This is a genomic window from Pseudomonas sp. efr-133-TYG-103a (assembly GCF_030209235.1).
Lineage (GTDB): Bacteria > Pseudomonadota > Gammaproteobacteria > Pseudomonadales > Pseudomonadaceae > Aquipseudomonas.
This window is the reverse complement of record NZ_JARVSK010000019.1, coordinates 105189-126395: the sequence shown is the minus strand read 5'-3', so window position 1 is coordinate 126395 and position 21207 is coordinate 105189. Positions and strand designations below refer to the sequence as shown.

The window sequence follows — 21207 nt, the reverse complement described above, 5'->3', positions numbered from 1 at the left end:
TTCGTCCTGCAACCTCGTCGGGGCGAACCGCTCATATCCAGCGGCGACGCGTGGATTGACACCTCCAGAACCGGCGCGTAGCGTCCGCTCTTTCGGATTTGCTGGCATATGCGCCTAAATCCATCGGGCAACGTGTCGAGTGCGGAGAACAATCATGGCATCGGTCTGGCGTACCAGTGGCTGGATTCTGTTGGGCAGCGCGCTGATCCTTGCGCTGTCGCTGGGCACGCGGCATGGCTTCGGGCTGTTTCTGCCACCGATGAGCGCGCAGTTTGGCTGGGGCAGAGAGGTCTTCGCGTTCGCCATCGCTCTGCAAAACCTGATCTGGGGGCTCGCGCAGCCGTTCACCGGCGCGCTGGCTGACCGGTTCGGCGCGGCCAGGGTCGTTCTGGTCGGTGGCATTCTCTACGCCGCAGGCCTGATGCTCATGAGCATGGCGGACTCGCCCGCGTCCTTGTCATTGAGCGCCGGTCTGCTGATTGGCATCGGGCTCTCCGGCACGACCTTTTCCATCATCCTCGGCGTGGTCGGCCGGGCATTGCCGGCTGAAAAACGCAGCATGGGCATGGGCCTGGCCAGCGCGGCCGGTTCCTTCGGGCAGTTCGCCATGCTGCCAGGCACGCTGGGATTGATTGGCTGGCTGGGTTGGTCCATGGCGCTGATCGCACTGGGTTTGCTGGTGGCTTTCATCCTGCCGCTGGTGGCCATGCTCAAGGATAAGCCGCTGCCGCCCAGCGCGGGCGAGCAGACGCTGCGCGAAGCGTTGCACGAGGCCTGCACGCATTCGGGCTTCTGGCTGCTGGCATTCGGCTTTTTCGTGTGCGGTTTTCAGGTGGTGTTCATCGGCGTGCACCTGCCTGCGTATCTGGTGGACCAGCACCTGCCTGCCTCTGTGGGCACCACGGTGCTGGCGCTGATCGGGCTGTTCAACGTCTTCGGCACGTACGTGGCAGGCTGGCTCGGCGGCAAAATGTCCAAGCCTCGGTTGCTGACCGGCCTGTATTTGCTGCGTGCGGTGGTGATCGTGCTGTTTTTGTGGGCGCCCCTGACGCAGACCACGGCCTGCCTGTTCGGCATCGCGATGGGCCTGCTGTGGCTGTCGACCGTACCGCTGACCAACGGCACCGTTGCCACCCTGTTCGGCGTCCGCAACCTGTCGATGCTGGGCGGCATTGTGTTTCTCTTTCATCAATTGGGCGCATTTCTGGGCGGCTGGCTGGGCGGCGTGGTGTATGACCGCACCGGCAGCTACGACCTGATCTGGCAGGGGTCTATCGCCTTGAGCCTGATGGCAGCCGCGCTCAACTGGCCGGTGCGCGAACGTCCCGTTGCCCGTCTTCAAGTGCAACCGGTGGCGCTGTGACGCGCCTCATGGCCGGGTGCGGCGTTGCAGCCCTTGTGCTGGCGCTGCTGGCATTGGCGTGGTGGGGCTGGCAGCGCGTCGGACTGGCAGCACTGCAGCTGGGCATGTCCTGTTGGTGATTGGCGCTCTTGCAACGAAAAACCCCGCAGCCATCGCTGGCTGCGGGGTTTTCTGTCTGGCGGACTGGTGATCTGCCTGTCCCGCCAACTGCATCAGAAGCGGTAAGTCAGACCCAGGCCGAAACCGTTGGCGCTGTTTTCGTACTTGGCGTTGTAGCTCTGGCCCAGTGCGTTGGTGTTACGCACCTTGACGTCTTCTTCTTTCAGGTACGAATACGCGACATCGATGGTGATGTCGTCAGTCGGGCTATAGCCAGCGCCGAGGCTGAAGATCGTACGGTCGCCAGTCGGGATGCGCGGCGAGCGGTTTTCGTTGTTGGTCGGCGACTGGTCGAACGACAGGCCAGTGCGCAGAACCCATTGCTTGTTGACCTGGAACGAAGTACCGATCGCGTAGGCCCAGGTGTCATGCCATTTCTGCTCTTCGGTGATGGTGCCGGCCAGTGCTCCGGTGGCATCGAACGGGGAGACCGGAACGATGCCGGAGTTCTTGACGGTGATGTCGTGCAGACGGCTCCAGCGTGTCCAGGTAGCACCCGCGTAGACCTTCCACGCATCGCTCAACTGCTGAGTGACGGAGAAGTCCACGTTTTCCGGTGTATCGAGGCTCAGCTTGGCGTCGTAACGGCCGCCGGGCAGCACAGCAGAAGGCACGCCCGCGCCTGGAGTGATCTCGGTGTGGCCATCCAGCTTGTAGGTCACTTTGGAGTGGTAGGTCAGGCCGACGCTGGTGGTGTCGGTGGCTTGCACCAGCAAGCCGACGTTGAAGCCGTAGCCGACGTCGTCGCCTTTGACCTGCACGCGGCCGTCGCCGGTGGCAGCACCCAGAAGTGGGCTGACGTTGAGCGTGGATTCCAGCGAGCCGGAGATGCGGTTGATGGTCGGACCGAAACCGATCGAAACTTTGTCGTTGAAGGCGTAGCTGACGGTCGGCTGGAAGGTCACGACCTTGACGATGCTCTTGCTGCCGAAGTTCTGGCCCTGGAAGTTGCTTTCGTAGTCAGTGACCAGGCCGAAAGGTGCGTAGACGCCCAGGCCGAAGGCCCAGTGCTCGTCGATCGGGTTGACGTAGAAACCCATTGGCACGGCGATGAACGGAACCATGTCGCCTTTGTTGGTACCGGCGCGGCTGCCGCTGGCGTCGGAGATGTCAGTCTTGGCATCGATCGCAGCAACGCCCACAGTCACTTGCTGGCGTTTGAGGCGCGACATGCCGGCCGGGTTGCCGTACACGATGCTGGCATCATCGACGGACGATGAGCGACCGGCAAAGCCTGTGCCCATGCCGCTGATGCTCTGTTCGTTCAGGGCAAAACCGGATGCGAAAAGTTGAGTGGAGGCAAGAGTGACGGCGAGACTGAGGCTGGATTTGATCATTGTTTTTTTCATTGTTAGAACTCCTTGTTGATCACCGCGCGGAAATTACCAACATTTTTCATAACGCGCTATAGGCTGGATCACCCGAGATAGAGCAGTTTTTGTAGGACAATCCGGGAAATTTGTTGCGAACGTCAGCGAAACCGCCGAGTCACAAAATGGCTGGTTCGACTTGAAACAAGGGGCGAACCGAGGTTTGCCAGGCCGCGGTGAAATCTTGCAGGCGGCCTTCGGGCTGAAATATTTCGCGCCACATGCGTGCCATGCCGAGCAGATCGTCCGAGTGGGGCAGGGTCAGTCGGCTGGCTTCAACCATCAGCCAGGCGATTGCCGTTGCGTATCGCAGGTTGACCGTCAATTCCAGGTCGGGACCGGTGAGGAATGCATGCTGGCTGGCCAGGCCACGCACCAGGCTGGCAAGGTCGGGGTCGCGGGCCAGATAGTCATCCCACAATTGCCGATGCCGCAGGTCCGGAATGCTGTAGAGGCCGTGGCCGCGCTGGGTATCGAGTTCCGCGCCCAAGGCAGACTGGCTGGCAGCGACCCCGAGCAGAAAGTATTCAGCTGCGCAATTGTGTCGGCCCAGATAGATCAGCGTAGGGCGGATCACATAACGGCACAGTTCACTGGCGGCGATTCCCATAACACCCTCGGGAGTTCAATGAGCCGGTGGACCCTGGCGCTTGGCAGCAGGGATAAGATCGGGTCCACCGGAAGCGGCTCAGACCGCTCGAGTTGAAGTGTAGTGTCATATTCCGGGTGTAAAGGGCTGTTTTTAAAATATTTCCCGCCCGCTGAACGGTAGCCTGTTTCAGTGAAGAAACGGACAAGGTGATTTTTTTCAGGAAAAACAGACACAAAAAAGCCCCACCGTTTAAAGGTGAGGCTTGGGTCTCGCGAGGTATTCGCCGACAGACGGTATCAGGCGATCAGTGCCTGACGCGTGCGGTCGATAATCGCCTGCAGCGGCTCCGGGCTGGAGTACTGATCGGGATACAAACGCTCGCTGTGACGGGCAATACCGTGTTCATTGACGATGGTGAAGCTGAAGCAGCCTTTGCGGGCGGCCATGATCAGGCAGTCCATCGGTGCAAAGGCATTGGTGAGGGTGCGAATGGCATCCTGGGTCTGAATATGAGTAGTCATGTTTAGGTGTTTCCTGAATCGACACGCAATAAGAGGCGTGCAAAATAAAAACGTTCCAGTAAACGCGGACCCATGCTCGAATGCGAGTCAGGGGCAGGGCGCAGAACCTGTCTGGAACAAAAGCAGCCAGTTGAAGCGCGGTTATCGTGTGGCGCTGGGCTGACTGGTAGGTACTTCGGAGGGCAGGCGACACAACAGGAGCAAAGGTTCGATGCTCGGGGTGAAGATCCTGATCAATTTGCAGGCTGGTCTGGCAGTGCATGAATGAGTCTGCACACCCTCCGATTCTTCGGCAGGCCGTGTGAGTTCATGTCTGGAAACCATCGAGGTGATCGATCCCTTTTTTCAATCCGTTCACTCAGTTCGTAAACCGGGATTGGGGGATTTGTTCGATCAGAATTGACTTTCAGCTTGGTACTAACGGCGGCGATGGTAATCGAACGCAAAAAGCGGCACAAGCCCTGACTTACTTTAATTGCAGAATGCTGACGAGCGGACTGCATGCTCCTGCACCGGCGTGGGAACCGATCTCAATTGTGTGCAGCATCTGAGGTGGCGTTTTGCCTCAATTTTCGCCGAATTAAGCACCCATTCGCCCATCAGGCTATGCGCTTATAGCGAATGGAAATTGACTTGTGCACATTGCGACAGGTAGCTGCCATCTCACTGTCACATTGCCCGCTAACAGATTGATTTCACGCAGCCAATTATTAAGTCAATGAAAACCATCGCTTTTTTTTGTTGGTGAAAAAATCGTCAGTTTGAACGCAGGCCCCATTCTGCGTGCGTTTGCGGGGGATCACTGGGCGTTGTCCACTGAGTTATCCACAGCTTCTGTGGATTGTCCCAAGCGCTTGCTCTAGTACGCGGCTTTGCGTTTTCAAGCCAGGCTCGGTTCCGTCGCTTTGCAATCTCGCATGCGGATCTGACGTCACCGGCGGATCTGCGCATAATGCTGCCTGCGAGAATGATGGAGTCTGCATTTTGATGGGTTTGGAGCTGACCAGCCTGCTGCTGGGATTAGGCATCGCGGCCTTGCCGCTCATGGCACTGGCCTGGCAACTGCAACGGCGTATTGCCCGGCACGAGGCGCAGGCGGTGCTGCTGGACGAGCGCTTGAGCAATGCGCAGATGGCGCAGGACGGGCTCAATGCCCAACTCGACGCCTGCCGGGATGAGATCAGCGATCTGGGGCAGGCCAATGCCGCCAAGCAGGCTGATCTGGCCGCCCTGCGGCGCGAGGTCGAGCTGTTGCGCCTGCAGCAGGAAACGGCGCGCGCGAGCGAAGAACAATGGAGCCACGAACGCGCAGTCAAGGAACAGGAACTGCGCCGCCTGGATGCCCAGTGCGCCTCGCTTGGTGCCGAACTGCGCGAGCAGGAAGAAAGCCACCAGCAGCGCCTGACTGACCTTCAGGGTTCTCGCGACGAATTGCGCGCGCAGTTCGCGGAGCTGGCCGGCAAGATCTTCGATGAGCGCGAGCAGCGTTTCGCCGAGACCAGCCAGCAACAATTGGGGCAACTGCTCAATCCGTTGAAAGAACGCATCCAGTCATTCGAAAAGCGCGTAGAGGAGAGCTACCAGCAGGAAGCCCGCGAGCGCTTTTCGTTGGGCAAGGAGCTGGAGCGTTTGCAACAGCTCAATCTGCGCCTGAGCGACGAGGCGACCAACCTGACCCGCGCGCTGAAGGGCCAGAAAACCCAAGGCAACTGGGGCGAGCTGATTCTGGAACGCGTGCTCGAGCACGCGGGCCTTGAGAAGGGTCGCGAATACCAGACGCAAGTCAGCCTGAAAGGCCCGGACGGCGAGCGTTTCCAGCCCGACGTATTGATCATGCTGCCCGGCGACAAGCAAGTGGTCGTGGACGCGAAGGTCAGCCTGACGGCGTATCAGCAATACGTATCCGCCGAAGATGAAGCGATTTCTCAGGTCGCACTCAAGCAGCACGTGCTCTCCCTGCGCAACCATGTGAAAGGGCTCTCCGGCAAGGATTACAAACGCCTGGAAGGCCTGCACAGCCTGGATTTCGTTCTGCTGTTCGTGCCGATTGAAGCGGCATTCTCAGCAGCCTTGCAGGCGGAGCCCACGCTGTTTCAGGAGGCATTCGACCGCAGCATCGTGATTGTCAGTCCCACCACATTACTGGCAACGCTGCGGGTCATCGACAGTCTCTGGAAGCAAGAGCGGCAAAGTCAGAATGCGCGGGAGATCGCCGAGCGGGCAGGCTGGCTGTACGACAAATTCGTGCTGTTCATTCAGGATCTGGATGAAGTGGGCAATCGTCTGCAGCAACTGGACAAGGCCTACAGTGCTGCGCGCAACAAGCTGACCGATGGACGCGGCAACCTGGTCAGCCGCAGCGAACAGCTCAAGCTTCTGGGCGCACGCGCAAGCAAACAGCTGCCTGCGGACCTGCTCGAACGCGCGATGACGGATGAAGACGGGCTGGTTCAACTGCCGGAGTAAGACGTCTGTCTCTGCTGGGGAGTATCTTGCAAGGCGACTGCTGGAGGCCGTCCGGTGAGCGGCCTCCGACGAAGAACATCAGGACCCGCAACAGATCATAGGGGCCCCCGGTCAACGCCGATGCCCGAGGACGACGCTGCATTCATCCGAACAATCGAACGAAATCCTGTATACAAAATTTCGCCATCGTTCTCCGCCCTTGAACTTGCCAGGCAGCGTGCACCGCCTTCAAGCACGGCTGCACTGTCAGCGAGCGTCAGACGCTCGAATATCGCTGATGTCGTATCGCTATCTTCACCTGCTGACTTCATCCGGATGCCGCAGAGCTCGCGGCCTGAAGCGAGGCTGACGGGCGTCTGGCACGCATTCTGCCTTCCAGTTCGTATACAACCCACGCTCGCTCCCGTACGCAGTGTGGTCGCTGTCCTGCTTATGGGAGCCAGTTCGTCCTGTCAGGGAGAAATGCGATGACCGAGCCAATGCCTAAGGGCTACAGCCCCCGTCTTTATAATGAGGATCTGGGGCCGTTGCCGCAGAAGTGGACCTGGTACAACATTTTTGCGTTCTGGATGAGCGACGTGCACAGCGTGGGCGGTTATGTGTTCGCCGCCAGCCTGTTCGCGCTTGGGCTGGCGAGCTGGCAGGTGCTGATCGCGCTGCTGGTCGGTATCTGCATCATTCAGGTCATCGCCAACTTGCTGGCCAAACCCAGCCAACAGGCCGCTGTGCCCTATCCGGTCATTTGCCGCCTGGCGTTCGGCGTGTTCGGCGCGAACATTCCGGCGGTGATCCGCGGACTGATCGCGGTGGCCTGGTACGGCGTTCAGACGTACCTGGCGTCAAGCGCGCTGATCATCGTGGTGCTGCGCTTTTTCCCACAGATGTCGGTGTACGCCGAACCTCATTTTGCTGGCCTGTCCTACCTGGGGTGGTTCGGCTTCCTCGCGTTGTGGCTGGTGCAGGCCGCCGTGTTCTGGACCGGGATGGATTCGATTCGCCGTTTTATCGATTGGGCCGGACCGGTGGTGTACGCGGTCATGTTTCTGCTGGCAGGCTGGATCGTCTGGAAAGCCGGCTGGGCCAACATCAGCTTTACCTTGTCAGAGAAATCGCTGACTGGCTGGGAGGCGTTTTCTCAAGTGATCATGGCAACGGCGCTGGTGGTCTCTTACTTCTCGGGCCCGACGTTGAATTTCGGCGATTTCAGTCGCTACTGCCGCAGCATGGCTGAAGTGCGCCGGGGAAATTTCTGGGGTCTGCCGGTCAACTTTCTCGCCTTCTCTCTGGTGACCGTGGTCATTGTTTCCGGCACATTGCCAGTGTTCGGCGAGATGCTTCACGATCCGATCGCCACCGTTGCGCGCATCGATAATGATGTGGCGGTTCTGCTCGGCGCGTTTGCGTTCGTGACCGCGACCATCGGCATCAACATCGTCGCGAACTTCGTGTCTCCGGCATTCGATTTCGCTAACGTCGCACCCAGCAAAATCAGCTGGCGCGTCGGCGGCATGATCGCGGCCGTCGCTTCCATCTTTATCACGCCCTGGAATCTGTTCAACAACCCCGCAGTCATCCATTACACCCTCGACGTCCTGGCGGCATTCATCGGCCCGTTGTTTGGCATCCTGCTGGTGGACTATTACCTGATCAAGAAGCAGCAGATTGACGTCGACTCGCTGTTCAACGACGGCCCTGGCGGAAGGTACTGGTATAACGGCGGAGTGAATTACACGGCGGTGAAAGCGCTCATTCTCGCGACGCTGGTCGGCATCGCCATTACGTTCATCCCGGCATTGCAGCCGATGGCCAACTTCGCATGGTTTACCGGATGTTTCCTCGGCGGAGCGTTGTTCTTCCTGTTCGCCAGACGCGCGCAAGCCCATGAAGGCGCGGCGTTGACGCCTGCCGTGACTGGATGAACCGCGTGCCGTTTGTCGCGTGACGCGTCCAGATTCCGGATTTGGACTGTCACAGCGTAAAGAATGGGAAAATTTCCTGCCGCGACACTCGGTAGCAGGCGTAAAGTGCGACTTAGCACTATGATCTGCGCTAAGCAGATCAGAAGTTGGCTGCCGAGTATTTCCCTGAAGGGGGCGTTAAATGAACAGCAAATTGCAAGAATGGCTTCACGATGTAGGTGTTGCGCTGGGCTTGATCGAACGGCCGAAACTGCAGCCAGTACCTGTCCGTTCCGATGACGAGCGCCGTCGTCCTCGCCGTTGAACCACTGATCCGGTCCCGTCTTTCCGGATTTGGACTTCCCATCGGCGGCGCTATCGCCTGATAGCCCGCTCGCGCTTCTCCACTCGCTGCGATCCGCCAGCGAGTTTTTCAGTAGCCGGCTCCCATACCGAAATCAAACGCATCTGCGTTCACTTGAACGCGTATTTCAGCCCTTTATTTTTTTCACGATCAGCTCGACCAGTCCTTCAGCCGTGAGCGTGCTTTGCGGCTCGGCATGGTATTCCTCCACGTTCTCCTGAACGCCAAAGGCTTCGAGAAATTCGTTGAGGGAATCTTTTGGAAGGGGGATGTTTGAATCGCTGCGCAGGGCGTCGAGGAAGTCGACGACATCATCCTTCTCCAACATGAATTCGGTCAGTTGCGGATCGCCGTCCTCTTGAATGAGCGTCTTGTCGACCAGAATTTTCCCCAAGGCGTCATCTACGTGCTGTCTCACTTCGTCTTTGTCCATGGCGGGCCTCTGCTGATGTGTCTGAAATCACCTCGACTGCTGTGACAGAGGCTGTCGGTGGAAGGCCAAAGATTTCGTCGCTCACTAGCGCGTGTGAGAAGCCGCTTCGTTGGCAGTCCTGACGTTAAGGCTAGTTCAACTTGAAGCGTCAGGAACGGGCTGTATGTGCTGTTTTTTTTGTAACCGCGCATAAAAAAGGCGCCCGCAGGCGCCCTTGTCTGGTGGTCTCGATCATGCCGCGCTGGCGACGGCTACCGTACGTGGCGACGCCAGGCTGACAATCACGAAACTGACCAAGCCGACCGCCAGGCTGTAATAAATCGGCGTGTTGGCGTCCAGGCCGTCCTTGAACATGAACACCAGTGCAGTGACGAACCCCAGGGCCATGCTGGTAATCGCGCCGGCGGTGGTGGCGCGTTTCCAATAGATCGCGCCGATCAACGGAATCAGCATGCCGCCGACCAGCAGGTTGTACGCCAGGGTCAGGGCACTGATCACGTCGTTCACCACCAGCGCAATCGCCAGTACGACCACGCCGGTGAGTGCCGTAAAGAGGCGGTTGATGCCCAGGCTCGATTGTTTGCCACCGCGCAGCCGGGGCAGCAGATCCTCGGTCAGGGTGGTGGACGCGGCCAGCAGACCCGCGCTGGCGGTGGACATCATGGCCGCGAGCGCAGCGGCGATCACCAGTCCGCGAATGCCGTCGGGCAGCGACGCTTTGACGATGGCGGCAAAGGCGGTGTTGACGTTGGCCAGATCCGGTAGCAACACGTGGGCGGCCATGCCGATCAGTGCACACGCCAGGCCGTAGAAGATGCAATAGACGCCGGCGATGGAGCCTGCGTATTGCGCGACTTTTTCGGTGCGCGCCGTGAACACGCGCTGCCAGATGTCCTGGCCGATGAGAATGCCGAAGAAATAGATCAGGAAGTACGTGATGATCGTGTCCCAACCGATGGTCGTCCAGCTGAAGCTTGTAGCAGGCAGTCTGGCGACCAGTTCGTCCCAGCCGCCCACTCGATACAGGCAGATCGGCAGCAGGATGAACATCAATCCCACGGTCTTGATGACGAACTGAACGATGTCGGTCAGGGTCAGCGACCACATGCCGCCGATGGTCGAATACACCACGACCACGCCGCCACCCAGCACGACCGAGATCCAGAAGGGCAGGTCGAACAGCACTTGCATGACCGTGCCGATCGCAAGAATAGACGTCACGCCAATCATCAGCGCGTAGGCGAGCATGATCACCGCGCTGGCTTGGCGCGCCATCGGGTTGTAGCGTTTTTCGAGGATTTGCGTGACGGTGAAGATGCGCAGTTTGAGCAGAGGTTTGGCGAGGAACAGGTTCAGCGCAATGATACCCAGGCCCAGTGCGGCACACAGCCAGAAGCCCGAAATGCCGTGAACATAGCCCAGACGCACCGTGCCGACCGTGGAAGCGCCGCCCAGTACCGTAGCGGCCATGGTGCCCATGTACAGGCTTGGCCCCAGATTGCGCCCGGCAACCAGGTAATCTTCATGGGTCTTGGCCTTGCGCATGCCGTACCAGCCCAGTACCAGCATGCCGGCCGCGTAGATCAGCACGACGAAAATATCTAAAGCCATGGAGTGTCTCCAATCATTGTTTTTATAGTGAAGCGCGCATCATCCGGCTGAGACAGCACAGGCGGTCAGCGGTGAAGGCTGTTTATCGTGTTGTGGAGCGATGAGTTTCTGTAGGAGCGCGCTAGCCCGCGATTGCAGGTTGCCAGTGACCTCTCTGGCAACTGACACGTTGCATTCGCGGGCAAGCGCGCTCCTGCGGGTTCAGCGTGGTTATCAGCGGTGCGCGACACCCGGCAGCACGCAGAGCATTTCGTACAGCAGGTTGGCGCCCAGCAGCGAGGTGTTACCGGTGGTGTCGTAAGGCGGCGAGACTTCTACCAGATCGCAACCGATCAGGTCCAGGCCCTGGCAGCCGCGAATGATCTCGATGGCTTGAATAGTGGTCAGGCCGCCGATTTCCGGGGTGCCGGTGCCGGGCGCCCAGGCCGGGTCGATGCCGTCGATGTCGAAGCTCAGGTAAACCGGGCCGCCGCCGACTTTCTCGCGCACTTCGGCCATCAGCGGTTCCAGCGACTTGTGCCAGCATTCTTCTGCCTGCACGACGCGGAAGCCCTGCTTGCGGCTCCAGTTGAAGTCTTCGGCGGTGTAGCCCTGCGCGCGCAGACCGATCTGCACCACACGGTCGCAATCGAGCAAGCCTTCTTCCACCGCGCGGCGGAAGGTGGTGCCGTGAGCGATCTTCTCGCCGAACATGTGATCGTTGACGTCAGCGTGTGCGTCGATGTGGACCAGGCCGACCTTGCCGTGCTTCTTGTGGATGGCACGCAGGATCGGCAGGGTGATGGTGTGGTCGCCGCCGAGTGTCAGCGGGATGATCCCGTGTTCCAGGAAGCCGTCGTAGGCCTCTTCGATGATGCGCACGGCATCCAGCAGGTTGAAGGTGTTGATCGCCACGTCGCCGATGTCGGCCACCGAAAGGGAGTCGAAAGGTGCAGCGCCGGTGGCCATGTTGTAGGGGCGAATCATCACCGATTCGGCGCGGATCTCGCGAGGCCCGAAACGGGTGCCGGCACGCAGCGAAGTGCCGATGTCCAGCGGCACGCCGATGAAGGCGGCATCAAGGCCAGCGGGCGATTGCAGGTGTGGCAGACGCATCATGGTTGCGATGCCGGCGAAGCGCGGCATTTCGTTGCCGCCCAGTGGTTGGTGGAAAATCTTGTCCACGGGATTGCCTCATCGGTGAGTAGGGTGAGTTATCAGACTGGGGCCGATTCTGCGAAGCGCACGCGGTGCGAACAATCGCTGAGGCAAAATACTTAGTTCAGAGATTTCTGAACTATCGTCTGAATCAGGTTAAGCTGCCGCGCCTGGACGGCCCCGTCTTAGCGACAGCCGCTGCCAGGGTTCTGACTGATTCGAGCACGTGATCTTTCCGGTGTTTTCATGGCTAACGCATTACCCGATCTGAAATTGCTGCGCATCTTCGTCTGCGTGGTGCGCCATCAAGGTTTCGCCAGCGCGCAGCAGGAACTCAACCTGTCGACCTCCGCCATCAGCACATACATGAGCCAGCTGGAGTCGGCGCTGGGCATCGTGCTGTGCCATCGCGGGCGAGGGGGCTTCAGCCTGACCAGCAAGGGTGAGCTGTTTCATCAGGAAACCTTGCGCCTGCTCGGCGAGCTGGAGGGCTTCGAGCTGTACGCTGCGGCGCTCAAGGGCGAGCTGCGCGGCACGCTGAATCTGGGCGTGCTGGATTCGACCGTCAGTGATCGTGCCTTGCCGTTCGCCGAAGTCATCGGCGCCTACAGCGAAGAACACCCCGCCGTGCACTTGCACCTGTCGGTCATGAGTCCTTACGAACTGCAATTGGGCGTGCTGGACAATCGCCTGGACCTTGCGATCGGGTCGTTTTCGACGCGCATGAACGGGCTGCTGTACCAGCCGATGTACCGCGAGCAGCATTGGTTGTATTGCAGCAACCGCCATCCGCTGTTCGCCGAGCGGCGTATTCCGGAGCCGGTCATCACCCAGCAACGCATGGTGGGCCGGGGTTACTGGAGCCAGGCGGAACTTGCGCGCCACGGTTTCAAGCACAGCGCGGCCACGGTGGAAAGTATGGAAGCGCAGCTGATTCTGGTGTTGTCGGGCGCGTATATCGGCTATTTGCCCGAGCATTACGCGCAGTCGTGGGTCGATTCGGGGCATCTGCGGGTTCTGCTACCGGCCACCTTTGGTTATCAGGCGCCGTTTTCGATGATCCTGCGCCGTGGCCGCAGTCGCGAACCGTTGATCCAGACGTTCCGCGATCTGCTCAAAGCGCAACTGAACCCCGTCTAAGGACCGCCCACGATGTCACGAGCCCGCTGCGAGCGCTGCCTGCGTCCTGAAAAACATTGTCTGTGCGCGCTGATTCCGCGGCTCGGCAGCCGGACCCGGGTGCTGATCCTGCAACACCCCAGCGAGGTCAACCATGCGCTGAACACCGCACGTCTGGTGGCGTTGGGGCTTGAGAATGCACAACTGCTGGTGGGGGAAGTGTTCGAGGATCTCGCCCGACAGCTCAACGTTCCCGGTTATCAGGCGCGTTTGCTGTTTCCGGGAGAAGCGGCGACCGCGCTGAGTGCTCAATCAGATGAACAGCCGCCGACGCTGCTAGTGGTGCCCGACGGCACTTGGCGCAAGGCGCGCAAGCTGCTGCACCTCAACCCGCTGCTTGCCGCATTGCCGCGGGTCACCCTCAGCGACGCGCCGTCTTCGCGCTATCGTCTGCGCAAGGCACCCGACCCCGATGCCTTGTCAACGCTGGAGGCCATTGTCCATGCGCTTCAGACGCTGGAGCCGGCGACGTCATTCGATGCCCTGTTGCGCCCCTTCGATGCGTTGATCGAAGGGCAGATTGCAGCGATGGGCGAGGACACGTTTCGCCGCAATCATCAGAAGTGAGTCAGGCGTTCAGTGACGACGCGTCGGGGTTTGAAAACCGCCCAGCCTGCATGCGGCGGATATAGGCTTCGGTTTCCCGCTCGGCGTCTTCCTTGCTGGAGAACGGGCCTTCAAGGGTGTTTTCTCGTGTACTGAAAAAGTACAGGCCATTGACGCGGGAAACGCGGTCGCTGCGAAAGTGCACGGTGACGTCTGGATCTTGTTCACGCTTGCTCAACATGGCCTTCTCCGGCGAGGGGAGTGTGGGGGGAGGAATCAGGACGGCTAAACCTTGTGTCACGATGGCCAACTGACGATTCCACAGCGTGAGACGAAAAAGTCGGCTGGACGTTCGATAATTTACTCCAAACCACAAGGTTTGGTGCAATGCCGTGAAGCGGCGGGTTCGAACGCACCTGCCAGGTGGCGAAGTTCGAGGGGCCCAGCGAGCGGGCCCCCTCGATTTTTACCTGCGCCATTGCACACGCTCAAGCGTCGAAAGCGTCAGCGCTTGCCCAAGGCTTCAGCCTGATGAATCCACTGCTGGCGCTGTTCTTCGGTGGACGTGCGCACTGGGGAAAACTCCGTCAGGCGTGTCGTCTTGATCCCGCAGAACTCCAGGATCGTCTTGATCATCTGCCGATGAGCCGGCGCCTTGAAAACCCACCGGAAGTACCGCGAAGGCGTGTCCATGGTCACCAGCAACTCCGCGGTGCGGCCCTTGAGCAACTCGTTGGACGGATGATGGCGACCATGGGCCTTGAAGGCGAAACCGGGCATGAACACCCGGTCGAAGAAGCCGCTGAGCAGGCTTGGCAACCCGCCCCACCAGACCGGGTAAACGAACACCAGATGCTGGGCCCAGTGAATTTCACGCTGGGCTTCGAGCAGGTCGTGTTCCAGTGTCTGGCTCGATTCATAGCCGCCGTGCAGCACCGGATCGAAGTCCATTTCTTCAAGTTTCAGCACCCGCACCACGTGACCCTGGCTGCGCGCGCTCTGGGCATAGGCTTCGCCCAGCGCGTGACCGAGGCTGATGGTCTTCGGCGTACCGATGATCATCAGGATGCGCTTGCCGTACCCTTCCAGTGGGGTGGCGCCGCTGATTGGCTCAGCCATTGCTGCCCGCCTCAAGCATCTTCTCAGGCCGGACCCAGGCATCGAACTCGGCATCGGTCAGAAAGCCCAGTTGCAGCGCGGCTTCGCGCAGCGTCAGGCCTTCGCTGTAGGCTTTCTTGGCGATCTGGGCGGATTTGTCGTAGCCGATGTGCGGGTTGAGCGCCGTCACCAGCATCAGCCCCCGTTCCAGGTGCTCGGCCATCTTGCCGGCATCCGGCTCCATCCCGGCGATGCAGTGCTCGTTGAAGTTGCGGCAGCCATCGCCCAGCAGGCGAATCGATTGCAGCAGATTGTGGATGATCACCGGCTTGAACACGTTCAGCTGCAGATGACCCTGGCTGGCGGCAAAGGCGATCGTGGTGTCGTTGCCCATGACCTGGCACGCCAGCATCGACAGCGCTTCGCACTGGGTCGGGTTGACCTTGCCTGGCATGATCGAGCTGCCGGGCTCGTTGGCCGGCAGTTTGACTTCGGCCAGCCCGGCGCGCGGGCCGGAGCCCAGCAGACGCAAGTCGTTGGCGATTTTCATCAGCGTGACCGCGAGGGTTTTCAAAGCGCCGGAGAGGGCGGTCAACGGCTCATGGCCGGCGAGTGCGGCGAATTTGTTCGGCGCGGTCACGAACGGCAGCCCGGAAAGCGCGGCCAGTTCGGCGGCGACTGCCTCGGCAAAACCATGCGGAGAGTTCAGCCCGGTGCCGACGGCGGTGCCGCCCTGAGCCAGCTCACAGACGGCGGGCAGGGCTGCGCGGATGCTCTTTTCGGCGTAGTCCAGTTGCGCGACGTAAGCGGAAAGCTCCTGGCCGAAGGTGATCGGGGTGGCGTCCATCATGTGCGTGCGGCCGGTTTTCACCAGTTTCATGTGCCGCGACGATTGCTCGGCGATGCCGGCGGACAGCTCGGCGATGGCCGGCAGCAGTTGCTCTTTGACCGCCTGGGCCGCTGCGATGTGCATGGCCGTCGGGAAACAGTCGTTGGAGCTTTGCGAGCGGTTGACGTGGTCGTTGGGGTGAACCGGCGATTTGCCGCCGCGACCTTTTCCGGACAGCTCATTGGCGCGACCGGCGATCACCTCGTTGACGTTCATGTTGCTCTGCGTGCCGCTGCCGGTCTGCCAGACCACCAGCGGAAACTGGTCATCGAGCTTGCCGCCGAGCACTTCATCGGCCGATTGTTCGATCAGGCGTGCGATATCGGCAGGCAGGTCGCCGTTGCGATCATTGACCCGCGCGGCGGCTTTCTTGATCAGCGCCAGCGCATGCAGGACAGGCAACGGCATGCGTTCCTGACCGATGGCGAAGTTGATCAGAGAGCGTTGCGTCTGCGCGCCCCAGTAAGCGTCTTCTGGGACTTCGATCGGACCTATGCTGTCGGTTTCGGTACGGCTCACTGGACTCACTCCTTAAGGTCAATTGCGCAGTTTTAGTACCCGCAAAGCCGGACGGGTTCCCGGTAGCGGCCGGGTGGCAGGCACTGGAGAGGACAGTGTGCGACAAAACGCCGGAAAAGGTCGCCTTAAACCTTCGTATACGCGCTTTTGTCCGTCGCCTGTGACAACCGCTCGTAGGGACAGGGGTTGAGCGCAGTGCGCAAAGGGGCGCAGAATGCTCGGCCTTGGGGTTTTGCCTCGCCTGCTAGATAAGGAAACTCGATGACCCGTCTTCGTGCCATCTGTGCTGCGGTCGCTCTGGTATGTGCCAGCGGCCAGGTTCTCGCCGACACCGCCAGCCATGACGCCAGTGCTGTAGCGTTCCTCAAACTGGCTCACGCCGATCAACTGGGTGCGCCGGTTTACATGCAAGTCCAGCAGATGTTCGCCCAGCGTTTTGCCGAAACCAAAGCGCCAGCGTCCAAGCAAGCCACCCTTGAAACCTACCAGGCCAAAGCCAACGCTGCGCTGGATCAGGTCATCAGCTGGGACAAGCTGCAGCCAGACATGGTCAAGTTGTACACCTCGAACTTCACGGAAAGCGAGCTTAAAGACCTCGTCGCTTTCTACCAGTCGCCGCTGGGCAAGAAAGTCCAGGCGAAAATGCCGCAGATCAGCCAGCAGTCCTTCCAGCTGACGCAAAGCAAGCTGGAAAGCGCGGTGCCTGTGGTCAACAAACTGTTAGCCGACATGACCAACGAGCTGACGCCGGCGGGCAGCAAGCCAGCCACCGCTCCGGCTCCCGCCAAGAAGCCATAAGCGAAGCCCGACATGAGCATGCAACAGCGAATCGAATCCGCGTTGGCGGTCTTTCAGCCTGAGTACCTTGAGGTGCTCAATGAAAGCCACATGCACAGTCGCGGCACGGACACTCACTATAAGGCCGTGGTGGTCAGCGAGCAGTTCGCCGGCCTCAACGCAGTCAAGCGCCATCAGAAGGTCTACGGCCTCCTCGGTGGTCTGATGGGTGAGTTTCACGCGTTGGCGCTGCACACCTACACGCCGCAGGAATGGTCGAAACTGGGCACCGCGCCTGCATCGCCGACCTGCGCCGGTGGGCATGACTGAGCAGGTGTTCAACCCGCTCTTAGCCCGTTTCCGTGAATGAATGCGTGCCCCTCGTGGGTGCGCATTCATTCCGGGCGGCGCTCCGCGAGACGCTGGCCTGCCAGTGCAACGCGTCTGGGTCCCCGGTTTTCTGCAATTGAATTTGCGCCACCGGCAAGTTCGGTGTCTGGCGTGTCTGTTGACCCGCGTCAATTCCCCGCTGATCCAGCGCCCTGTCTGCTGCCCTCAGATCTTTGCTAGAATCCGCGCCGCGTTGCCCGCTTGGCCCGCATTCACTTGAATCATCACATCCGGTAGGCCCTTTGCGAGGGTCACCACCTGGAGACGCAACATGACCCAAACCGCACCCATCGTCGTCGCGGCGCTGTACAAATTCGTCACCCTTTCGGACTACGTCCAGCTGCGCGAGCCGCTGCTCGAAGCGATGATCGCCAACGGCATCAAAGGCACCCTGCTGATCGCCGAAGAAGGCATCAACGGCACGGTTTCCGGTACCCGCGAAGGCATTGACGGGCTCATGGCCTGGCTCAAGAACGATCCCCGCATGGACGATATCGACCACAAAGAGTCGTACTGCGATGAGCAGCCGTTCTACCGCACCAAGGTCAAACTGAAGAAAGAAATCGTCACCCTCGGCGTGCCCGGCGTCGACCCGAACAAGGCCGTTGGCACCTATGTCGAGCCCCAGGACTGGAACGCGCTGATCGCAGACCCCGAAGTGCTGCTGATCGACACCCGCAACGACTATGAGGTTTCCATCGGGACGTTCGAAGGCGCCATCGACCCGAAAACCACCACGTTCCGTGAGTTTCCCGAGTACATCAAGGCGAACTTCGATCCGGCCAAACACAAGAAGGTCGCGATGTTCTGCACCGGTGGCATTCGCTGTGAAAAAGCCTCCAGCTACATGCTTGGCGAAGGCTTCGAAGAGGTTTACCACCTCAAAGGCGGCATTCTCAAATACCTCGAAGAAGTGCCCCAGGAAGAAAGCCAGTGGCGGGGCGACTGCTTCGTGTTCGACAATCGCGTCACTGTCCGTCATGACCTGACCGAAGGCGACTACGATCAATGTCATGCGTGCCGCACGCCGATCAGCGCCGAAGACCGTGCCAGCGAGCATTACTCGCCCGGTGTCAGTTGCCCGCATTGCTGGGACTCGCTGAGCGAGAAAACCCGGCGCAGCGCCATCGACCGGCAAAAGCAGATCGAGCTGGCCAAGGCGCGCAACCAGCCACATCCGATCGGGCGCAATTACCGTCTGCTGGACGCTCAGGCTGCCGATAACCACACCCACGAGGCCTGAGTCATGCATGCCCGCCTGCTCTACGTGATGGACCCGATGTGTTCCTGGTGCTGGGGATTTGCCCCGGTGGCCGAAGCACTGGTCGAGCAGGCGAGGGCCGCGGGCCTGCCGTTGCATCTGGTGGTCGGCGGATTGCGCACCGGCAGCGGCGCATCGCTCGAGCCCTCGACCCGGCGCTACATTCTCGAACACTGGCAGGCGGTGCAGAACACCACCGGCCAGTCGTTCAAGTTCGATGGCGCGCTGTCCGACGGATTTGTCTATGACACCGAGCCTGCGTGCCGCGCCATCGTCGCCGCCCGCAGCCTGGCGCCGGACATCGCCTGGAAACTGGTCAAGCACATTCAGCAGGCTTTTTACCTCGAAGGCCGCGACGTCACTCAGGCGTCGGTGCTGGCCGAGCTCGCTGAAACCGCCGGTCTGCCGCGCATCGAGTTCGCCGATGCGTTCGACAGCGCCGAGCAGCGCGCGGCCACCGCTTCGGATTTCTCCTGGGTGCAGGACCTGGGGATTGCCGGTTTCCCGACGATGCTGGCCGAGCGCAATGGTCAACTGGCGTTGCTGACCAATGGCTATCAATCGCTGGACGAACTGGCGCCGTTGCTCAGCCGCTGGCTGGAGCGCGCCGCCAGTGCGTGATCCCGCCGAGATCGAACACCGCCCTCAAGCGCCGGATGATTCACTGGCGCACGTCGACCGCCTGAGCTGGGCGCAGATCCGACGTCTGGCCCTTCAGCATAAAAAAGCGCTGTGGATCGCCAATGGCGTCGCCGTTCTGGCCGTCCTCTGCTCTGTGCCGATTCCCCTGTTGCTGCCCTTGCTCGTGGATGAAGTGCTGCTGGGCAAGGGCAATGGCGCGCTGGTCTTCATGAACCAGTTCCTGCCCGAGAGCCTGCACAAACCGGTGGGGTATATCGGCCTGATGCTGGGTGCGACGCTGTGTCTGCGCTTGGGCGCGCTGCTGTTCAACGTGATTCAGGCACGGCTGTTTGCGGGGCTGGCCAAGGACATCGTCTACCGCATCCGCACGCGGCTGATTGAACGATTGAAGCGGATTTCCCTGAGCGAATATGAAAGCCTGGGCAGTGGCACGGTGACTGCGCATCTGGTCACCGATCTGGACACAGTGGATAAATTCGTCGGCGAAACGCTCAGCAAGTTTCTCGTGGCCATGCTGACACTGACCGGCACTGCCGCGATTCTGGTGTGGATGCACTGGCAACTGGCGCTGCTGATTCTGCTGTTCAATCCGTTGGTGGTGTTCGCCACGGTGAAGCTGGGCAAGCGCGTCAAACACCTGAAAAAACTCGAGAACGACAGCACCTCGCGCTTCACCCAGGCGCTGACGGAAACCCTGGACGCGATTCAGGAAATCCGTGCCAGCAACCGTCAGGGGCATTTTCTGGGCTTGCTCGGATTGCGTGCCCGGGAAGTTCGCGATTACGCCGTGTCTTCGCAATGGAAAAGCGACGCGTCAGGCCGCGCCAGTGGCCTGCTGTTCCAGTTCGGCATCGATATTTTCCGGGCGGCAGCCATGCTTACGGTGCTGTTCTCCGACCTGTCCATCGGCCACATGCTCGCGGTGTTCAGTTACCTGTGGTTCATGATCGGCCCGGTCGAACAACTGTTGAACCTGCAGTACGCGTTCTATGCCGCGGGCGGTGCGTTGACGCGCATCAATGAACTGCTGGCGCGCGCCGATGAGCCGCAGTATGAAGGGCAGGTCAACCCATTCCTGGGCCGCGAAACGGTCAGCATCGACGTGCGCGGCCTGTGTTTTGGTTACAACGACGAACTGGTGCTCGACCAGCTCGACCTCTCCATCAGCCCTGGCGAGAAGGTGGCCATCGTCGGTGCCAGCGGCGGTGGCAAAAGCACGCTCGTGCAACTGCTGTTGGGGCTGTACAGCGCCAAGGCCGGGACCATTCGTTTTGGCGGCGCCAGCCTGCAGGAGATGGGGCTGGACACGGTGCGCGAGAACGTCGCGGTGGTGCTGCAACATCCGGCGTTGTTCAACGACACGGTGCGCGCCAATCTGCTCATGGGTCGAGAGCGCGACGACGACGCCTGCTGGCAGGCGCTGGAGATTGCCCAGTTGGACGCAACCATTCGTGCGCTGCCTCAGGGGCTGGACAGCGTCGTCGGGCGCTCCGGGGTGCGACTGTCCGGCGGGCAACGCCAGCGCCTGGCGATTGCGCGCATGGTCCTGTCGGACCCCAAAGTGGTGATTCTCGATGAGGCGACGTCCGCCCTGGACGCGGCCACCGAATACAACCTTCATCAAGCGCTGAACCGCTTCCTCAGCGGCCGCACCACGCTGATCATCGCTCATCGTCTGTCCGCCGTTAAGCAGGCCGACCGGGTGCTGGTGTTCGACGGCGGCAGCATCGCCGAAGACGGCGACCATCAACAATTGATTGCCGATGGCGGTCTTTATGCCCGTTTGTATGGACACCTGCAGCAGGTGTGATACATCCCGTCGGTTTTTCGCAGTGCTTTATGCAAATGGCGCATCGCCAGTGGAATACGTCAATTCTTGGGCTACGCTAGAGCTCTGTGCGTAACGAACGTGTGAAAAGCGTCATATTTACGTCTTTGAGATCCATCTGGATGGAATAGCGCAAAGACGTAAGATCGCCCGCTGCATCGTGG

The 21207-nt window shown here is 60.4% G+C and carries 21 protein-coding genes; 12 read left to right on the top strand and 9 right to left on the bottom strand.

All coding sequences use genetic code 11. The features are described from left to right. Window positions 1-154 precede the first annotated feature (154 nt). Together QRN36_RS16935 and QRN36_RS16930 are read left to right on the top strand one after the other, a co-directional pair. Entirely contained in the window at window positions 155-1363 is a 1209-nt protein-coding gene (locus QRN36_RS16935) for an MFS transporter (protein ID WP_285425107.1), read from the top strand. Beyond that, a complete protein-coding gene (locus QRN36_RS16930; RefSeq protein ID WP_285425226.1) occupies window positions 1360-1482 on the top strand; it encodes a hypothetical protein in 123 nt (40 codons plus the stop codon). Before QRN36_RS16935 ends, QRN36_RS16930 begins: the two co-directional genes overlap by 4 nt. 93 nt (window positions 1483-1575) lie before the next feature. On the opposite strand, the gene QRN36_RS16925 is transcribed toward QRN36_RS16930, so the two are convergent. From QRN36_RS16925 to QRN36_RS16915, 3 genes are all read right to left on the bottom strand, one after another. Further along, window positions 1576-2871, bottom strand: a complete 1296-nt coding sequence (locus QRN36_RS16925; protein WP_285425106.1) for an OmpP1/FadL family transporter — start codon at window positions 2869-2871, stop codon at window positions 1576-1578. 139 nt (window positions 2872-3010) lie between these two features. Continuing rightward, window positions 3011-3502 (bottom strand): hypothetical protein, encoded by a 492-nt coding sequence (locus QRN36_RS16920; protein ID WP_285425105.1) that lies wholly within the window; start codon window positions 3500-3502, stop codon window positions 3011-3013. Between the two features lie 278 nt (window positions 3503-3780). Then, complete coding sequence (locus QRN36_RS16915) at window positions 3781-4005, bottom strand: hypothetical protein (protein WP_285425104.1); 225 nt, start codon at window positions 4003-4005, stop codon at window positions 3781-3783. A 1101-nt stretch (window positions 4006-5106) separates the two neighbouring features. Between QRN36_RS16915 and rmuC the strand changes: the two genes are divergently transcribed. From rmuC to QRN36_RS16900, 3 genes are all read left to right on the top strand, one after another. Beyond that, a complete protein-coding gene (gene rmuC, locus QRN36_RS16910) occupies window positions 5107-6471 on the top strand; it encodes a DNA recombination protein RmuC (protein ID WP_177182113.1) in 1365 nt (454 codons plus the stop codon). A 467-nt stretch (window positions 6472-6938) separates the two neighbouring features. Next, complete coding sequence (locus tag QRN36_RS16905) at window positions 6939-8390, top strand: NCS1 family nucleobase:cation symporter-1 (RefSeq protein WP_285425102.1); 1452 nt, start codon at window positions 6939-6941, stop codon at window positions 8388-8390. 181 nt (window positions 8391-8571) lie between these two features. Beyond that, window positions 8572-8694: a PA1414 family protein gene (locus QRN36_RS16900; protein WP_285425101.1), complete on the top strand. Its 123-nt coding sequence runs from the start codon at window positions 8572-8574 to the stop codon at window positions 8692-8694. 166 nt (window positions 8695-8860) lie between these two features. On the opposite strand, the gene QRN36_RS16895 is transcribed toward QRN36_RS16900, so the two are convergent. From QRN36_RS16895 to speB, 3 genes are all read right to left on the bottom strand, one after another. Next, complete coding sequence (locus QRN36_RS16895; RefSeq protein ID WP_285425100.1) at window positions 8861-9166, bottom strand: hypothetical protein; 306 nt, start codon at window positions 9164-9166, stop codon at window positions 8861-8863. A gap of 231 nt (window positions 9167-9397) precedes the next feature. Then, the gene (locus QRN36_RS16890) at window positions 9398-10777 is read right to left on the bottom strand and encodes a sodium:solute symporter (RefSeq protein WP_285425099.1); all 1380 of its coding nucleotides are present in this window, start codon (window positions 10775-10777) and stop codon (window positions 9398-9400) included. Between the two features lie 213 nt (window positions 10778-10990). After that, window positions 10991-11941, bottom strand: a complete 951-nt coding sequence (gene speB, locus QRN36_RS16885) for an agmatinase (RefSeq protein ID WP_093460720.1) — start codon at window positions 11939-11941, stop codon at window positions 10991-10993. A gap of 219 nt (window positions 11942-12160) precedes the next feature. On the opposite strand from speB, the gene QRN36_RS16880 reads away from it, so the two are divergent. Then, entirely contained in the window at window positions 12161-13054 is an 894-nt protein-coding gene (locus QRN36_RS16880) for a LysR family transcriptional regulator (RefSeq protein WP_285425098.1), read from the top strand. A 12-nt stretch (window positions 13055-13066) separates the two neighbouring features. Beyond that, window positions 13067-13660: a tRNA-uridine aminocarboxypropyltransferase gene (locus QRN36_RS16875; RefSeq protein ID WP_285425097.1), complete on the top strand. Its 594-nt coding sequence runs from the start codon at window positions 13067-13069 to the stop codon at window positions 13658-13660. A gap of 1 nt (window position 13661) precedes the next feature. On the opposite strand, the gene QRN36_RS16870 is transcribed toward QRN36_RS16875, so the two are convergent. From QRN36_RS16870 to QRN36_RS16860, 3 genes are all read right to left on the bottom strand, one after another. After that, window positions 13662-13880 (bottom strand): DUF6316 family protein, encoded by a 219-nt coding sequence (locus QRN36_RS16870; RefSeq protein ID WP_285425096.1) that lies wholly within the window; start codon window positions 13878-13880, stop codon window positions 13662-13664. Between the two features lie 263 nt (window positions 13881-14143). Continuing rightward, window positions 14144-14758: an NAD(P)H-dependent oxidoreductase gene (locus tag QRN36_RS16865; protein WP_285425095.1), complete on the bottom strand. Its 615-nt coding sequence runs from the start codon at window positions 14756-14758 to the stop codon at window positions 14144-14146. Next, on the bottom strand, window positions 14751-16145 hold the full coding sequence (locus QRN36_RS16860; RefSeq protein ID WP_093460710.1) for a class II fumarate hydratase: 1395 nt from the start codon (window positions 16143-16145) through the stop codon (window positions 14751-14753). The genes QRN36_RS16865 and QRN36_RS16860 overlap by 8 nt, the downstream gene beginning before the upstream one ends. Window positions 16146-16406: 261 nt before the next feature. Here QRN36_RS16860 and QRN36_RS16855 point away from each other — a divergent pair, with 261 nt between their 5' ends. The 5 genes from QRN36_RS16855 (at window position 16407) to QRN36_RS16835 (ending at window position 21025) form a co-directional block, all read left to right on the top strand. After that, window positions 16407-16943: a DUF2059 domain-containing protein gene (locus QRN36_RS16855; RefSeq protein ID WP_093460708.1), complete on the top strand. Its 537-nt coding sequence runs from the start codon at window positions 16407-16409 to the stop codon at window positions 16941-16943. Between the two features lie 12 nt (window positions 16944-16955). Next, window positions 16956-17252, top strand: a complete 297-nt coding sequence (locus tag QRN36_RS16850) for a BolA family transcriptional regulator (RefSeq protein ID WP_285425094.1) — start codon at window positions 16956-16958, stop codon at window positions 17250-17252. A gap of 331 nt (window positions 17253-17583) precedes the next feature. Then, window positions 17584-18555, top strand: a complete 972-nt coding sequence (locus QRN36_RS16845) for a rhodanese-related sulfurtransferase (protein WP_285425093.1) — start codon at window positions 17584-17586, stop codon at window positions 18553-18555. Between the two features lie 36 nt (window positions 18556-18591). Further along, window positions 18592-19194 (top strand): DsbA family protein, encoded by a 603-nt coding sequence (locus QRN36_RS16840; RefSeq protein ID WP_285425217.1) that lies wholly within the window; start codon window positions 18592-18594, stop codon window positions 19192-19194. After that, window positions 19124-21025, top strand: coding sequence for an ABC transporter ATP-binding protein (locus QRN36_RS16835; RefSeq protein WP_373568763.1), 1902 nt, complete (start codon window positions 19124-19126; stop codon window positions 21023-21025). The genes QRN36_RS16840 and QRN36_RS16835 overlap by 71 nt, the downstream gene beginning before the upstream one ends. The last annotated feature ends 182 nt before the right edge of the window (window positions 21026-21207 follow it).

Bases quoted from the DNA above. Each gene is read 5' to 3' on its own strand.
- QRN36_RS16845 (WP_285425093.1), top strand. From the start codon at position 17,584: ATGACCCAAACCGCACCCATCGTCGTCGCGGCGCTGTACAAATTCGTC.
- QRN36_RS16840 (WP_285425217.1), top strand. From the start codon at position 18,592: ATGTGTTCCTGGTGCTGGGGATTTGCCCCGGTGGCCGAAGCACTGGTC.
- QRN36_RS16855 (WP_093460708.1), top strand. From the start codon at position 16,407: ATGACCCGTCTTCGTGCCATCTGTGCTGCGGTCGCTCTGGTATGTGCC.
- QRN36_RS16865 (WP_285425095.1), bottom strand. From the start codon at position 14,758: ATGGCTGAGCCAATCAGCGGCGCCACCCCACTGGAAGGGTACGGCAAG.
- QRN36_RS16920 (WP_285425105.1), bottom strand. From the start codon at position 3,502: ATGGGAATCGCCGCCAGTGAACTGTGCCGTTATGTGATCCGCCCTACG.
- QRN36_RS16875 (WP_285425097.1), top strand. From the start codon at position 13,067: ATGTCACGAGCCCGCTGCGAGCGCTGCCTGCGTCCTGAAAAACATTGT.
- QRN36_RS16925 (WP_285425106.1), bottom strand. From the start codon at position 2,871: ATGAAAAAAACAATGATCAAATCCAGCCTCAGTCTCGCCGTCACTCTT.
- QRN36_RS16900 (WP_285425101.1), top strand. From the start codon at position 8,572: ATGAACAGCAAATTGCAAGAATGGCTTCACGATGTAGGTGTTGCGCTG.
- QRN36_RS16895 (WP_285425100.1), bottom strand. From the start codon at position 9,166: ATGGACAAAGACGAAGTGAGACAGCACGTAGATGACGCCTTGGGGAAA.
- QRN36_RS16870 (WP_285425096.1), bottom strand. From the start codon at position 13,880: ATGTTGAGCAAGCGTGAACAAGATCCAGACGTCACCGTGCACTTTCGC.
- QRN36_RS16880 (WP_285425098.1), top strand. From the start codon at position 12,161: ATGGCTAACGCATTACCCGATCTGAAATTGCTGCGCATCTTCGTCTGC.
- QRN36_RS16890 (WP_285425099.1), bottom strand. From the start codon at position 10,777: ATGGCTTTAGATATTTTCGTCGTGCTGATCTACGCGGCCGGCATGCTG.
- QRN36_RS16835 (WP_373568763.1), top strand. From the start codon at position 19,124: ATGGCTATCAATCGCTGGACGAACTGGCGCCGTTGCTCAGCCGCTGGC.
- QRN36_RS16850 (WP_285425094.1), top strand. From the start codon at position 16,956: ATGAGCATGCAACAGCGAATCGAATCCGCGTTGGCGGTCTTTCAGCCT.
- QRN36_RS16905 (WP_285425102.1), top strand. From the start codon at position 6,939: ATGACCGAGCCAATGCCTAAGGGCTACAGCCCCCGTCTTTATAATGAG.
- QRN36_RS16935 (WP_285425107.1), top strand. From the start codon at position 155: ATGGCATCGGTCTGGCGTACCAGTGGCTGGATTCTGTTGGGCAGCGCG.
- QRN36_RS16915 (WP_285425104.1), bottom strand. From the start codon at position 4,005: ATGACTACTCATATTCAGACCCAGGATGCCATTCGCACCCTCACCAAT.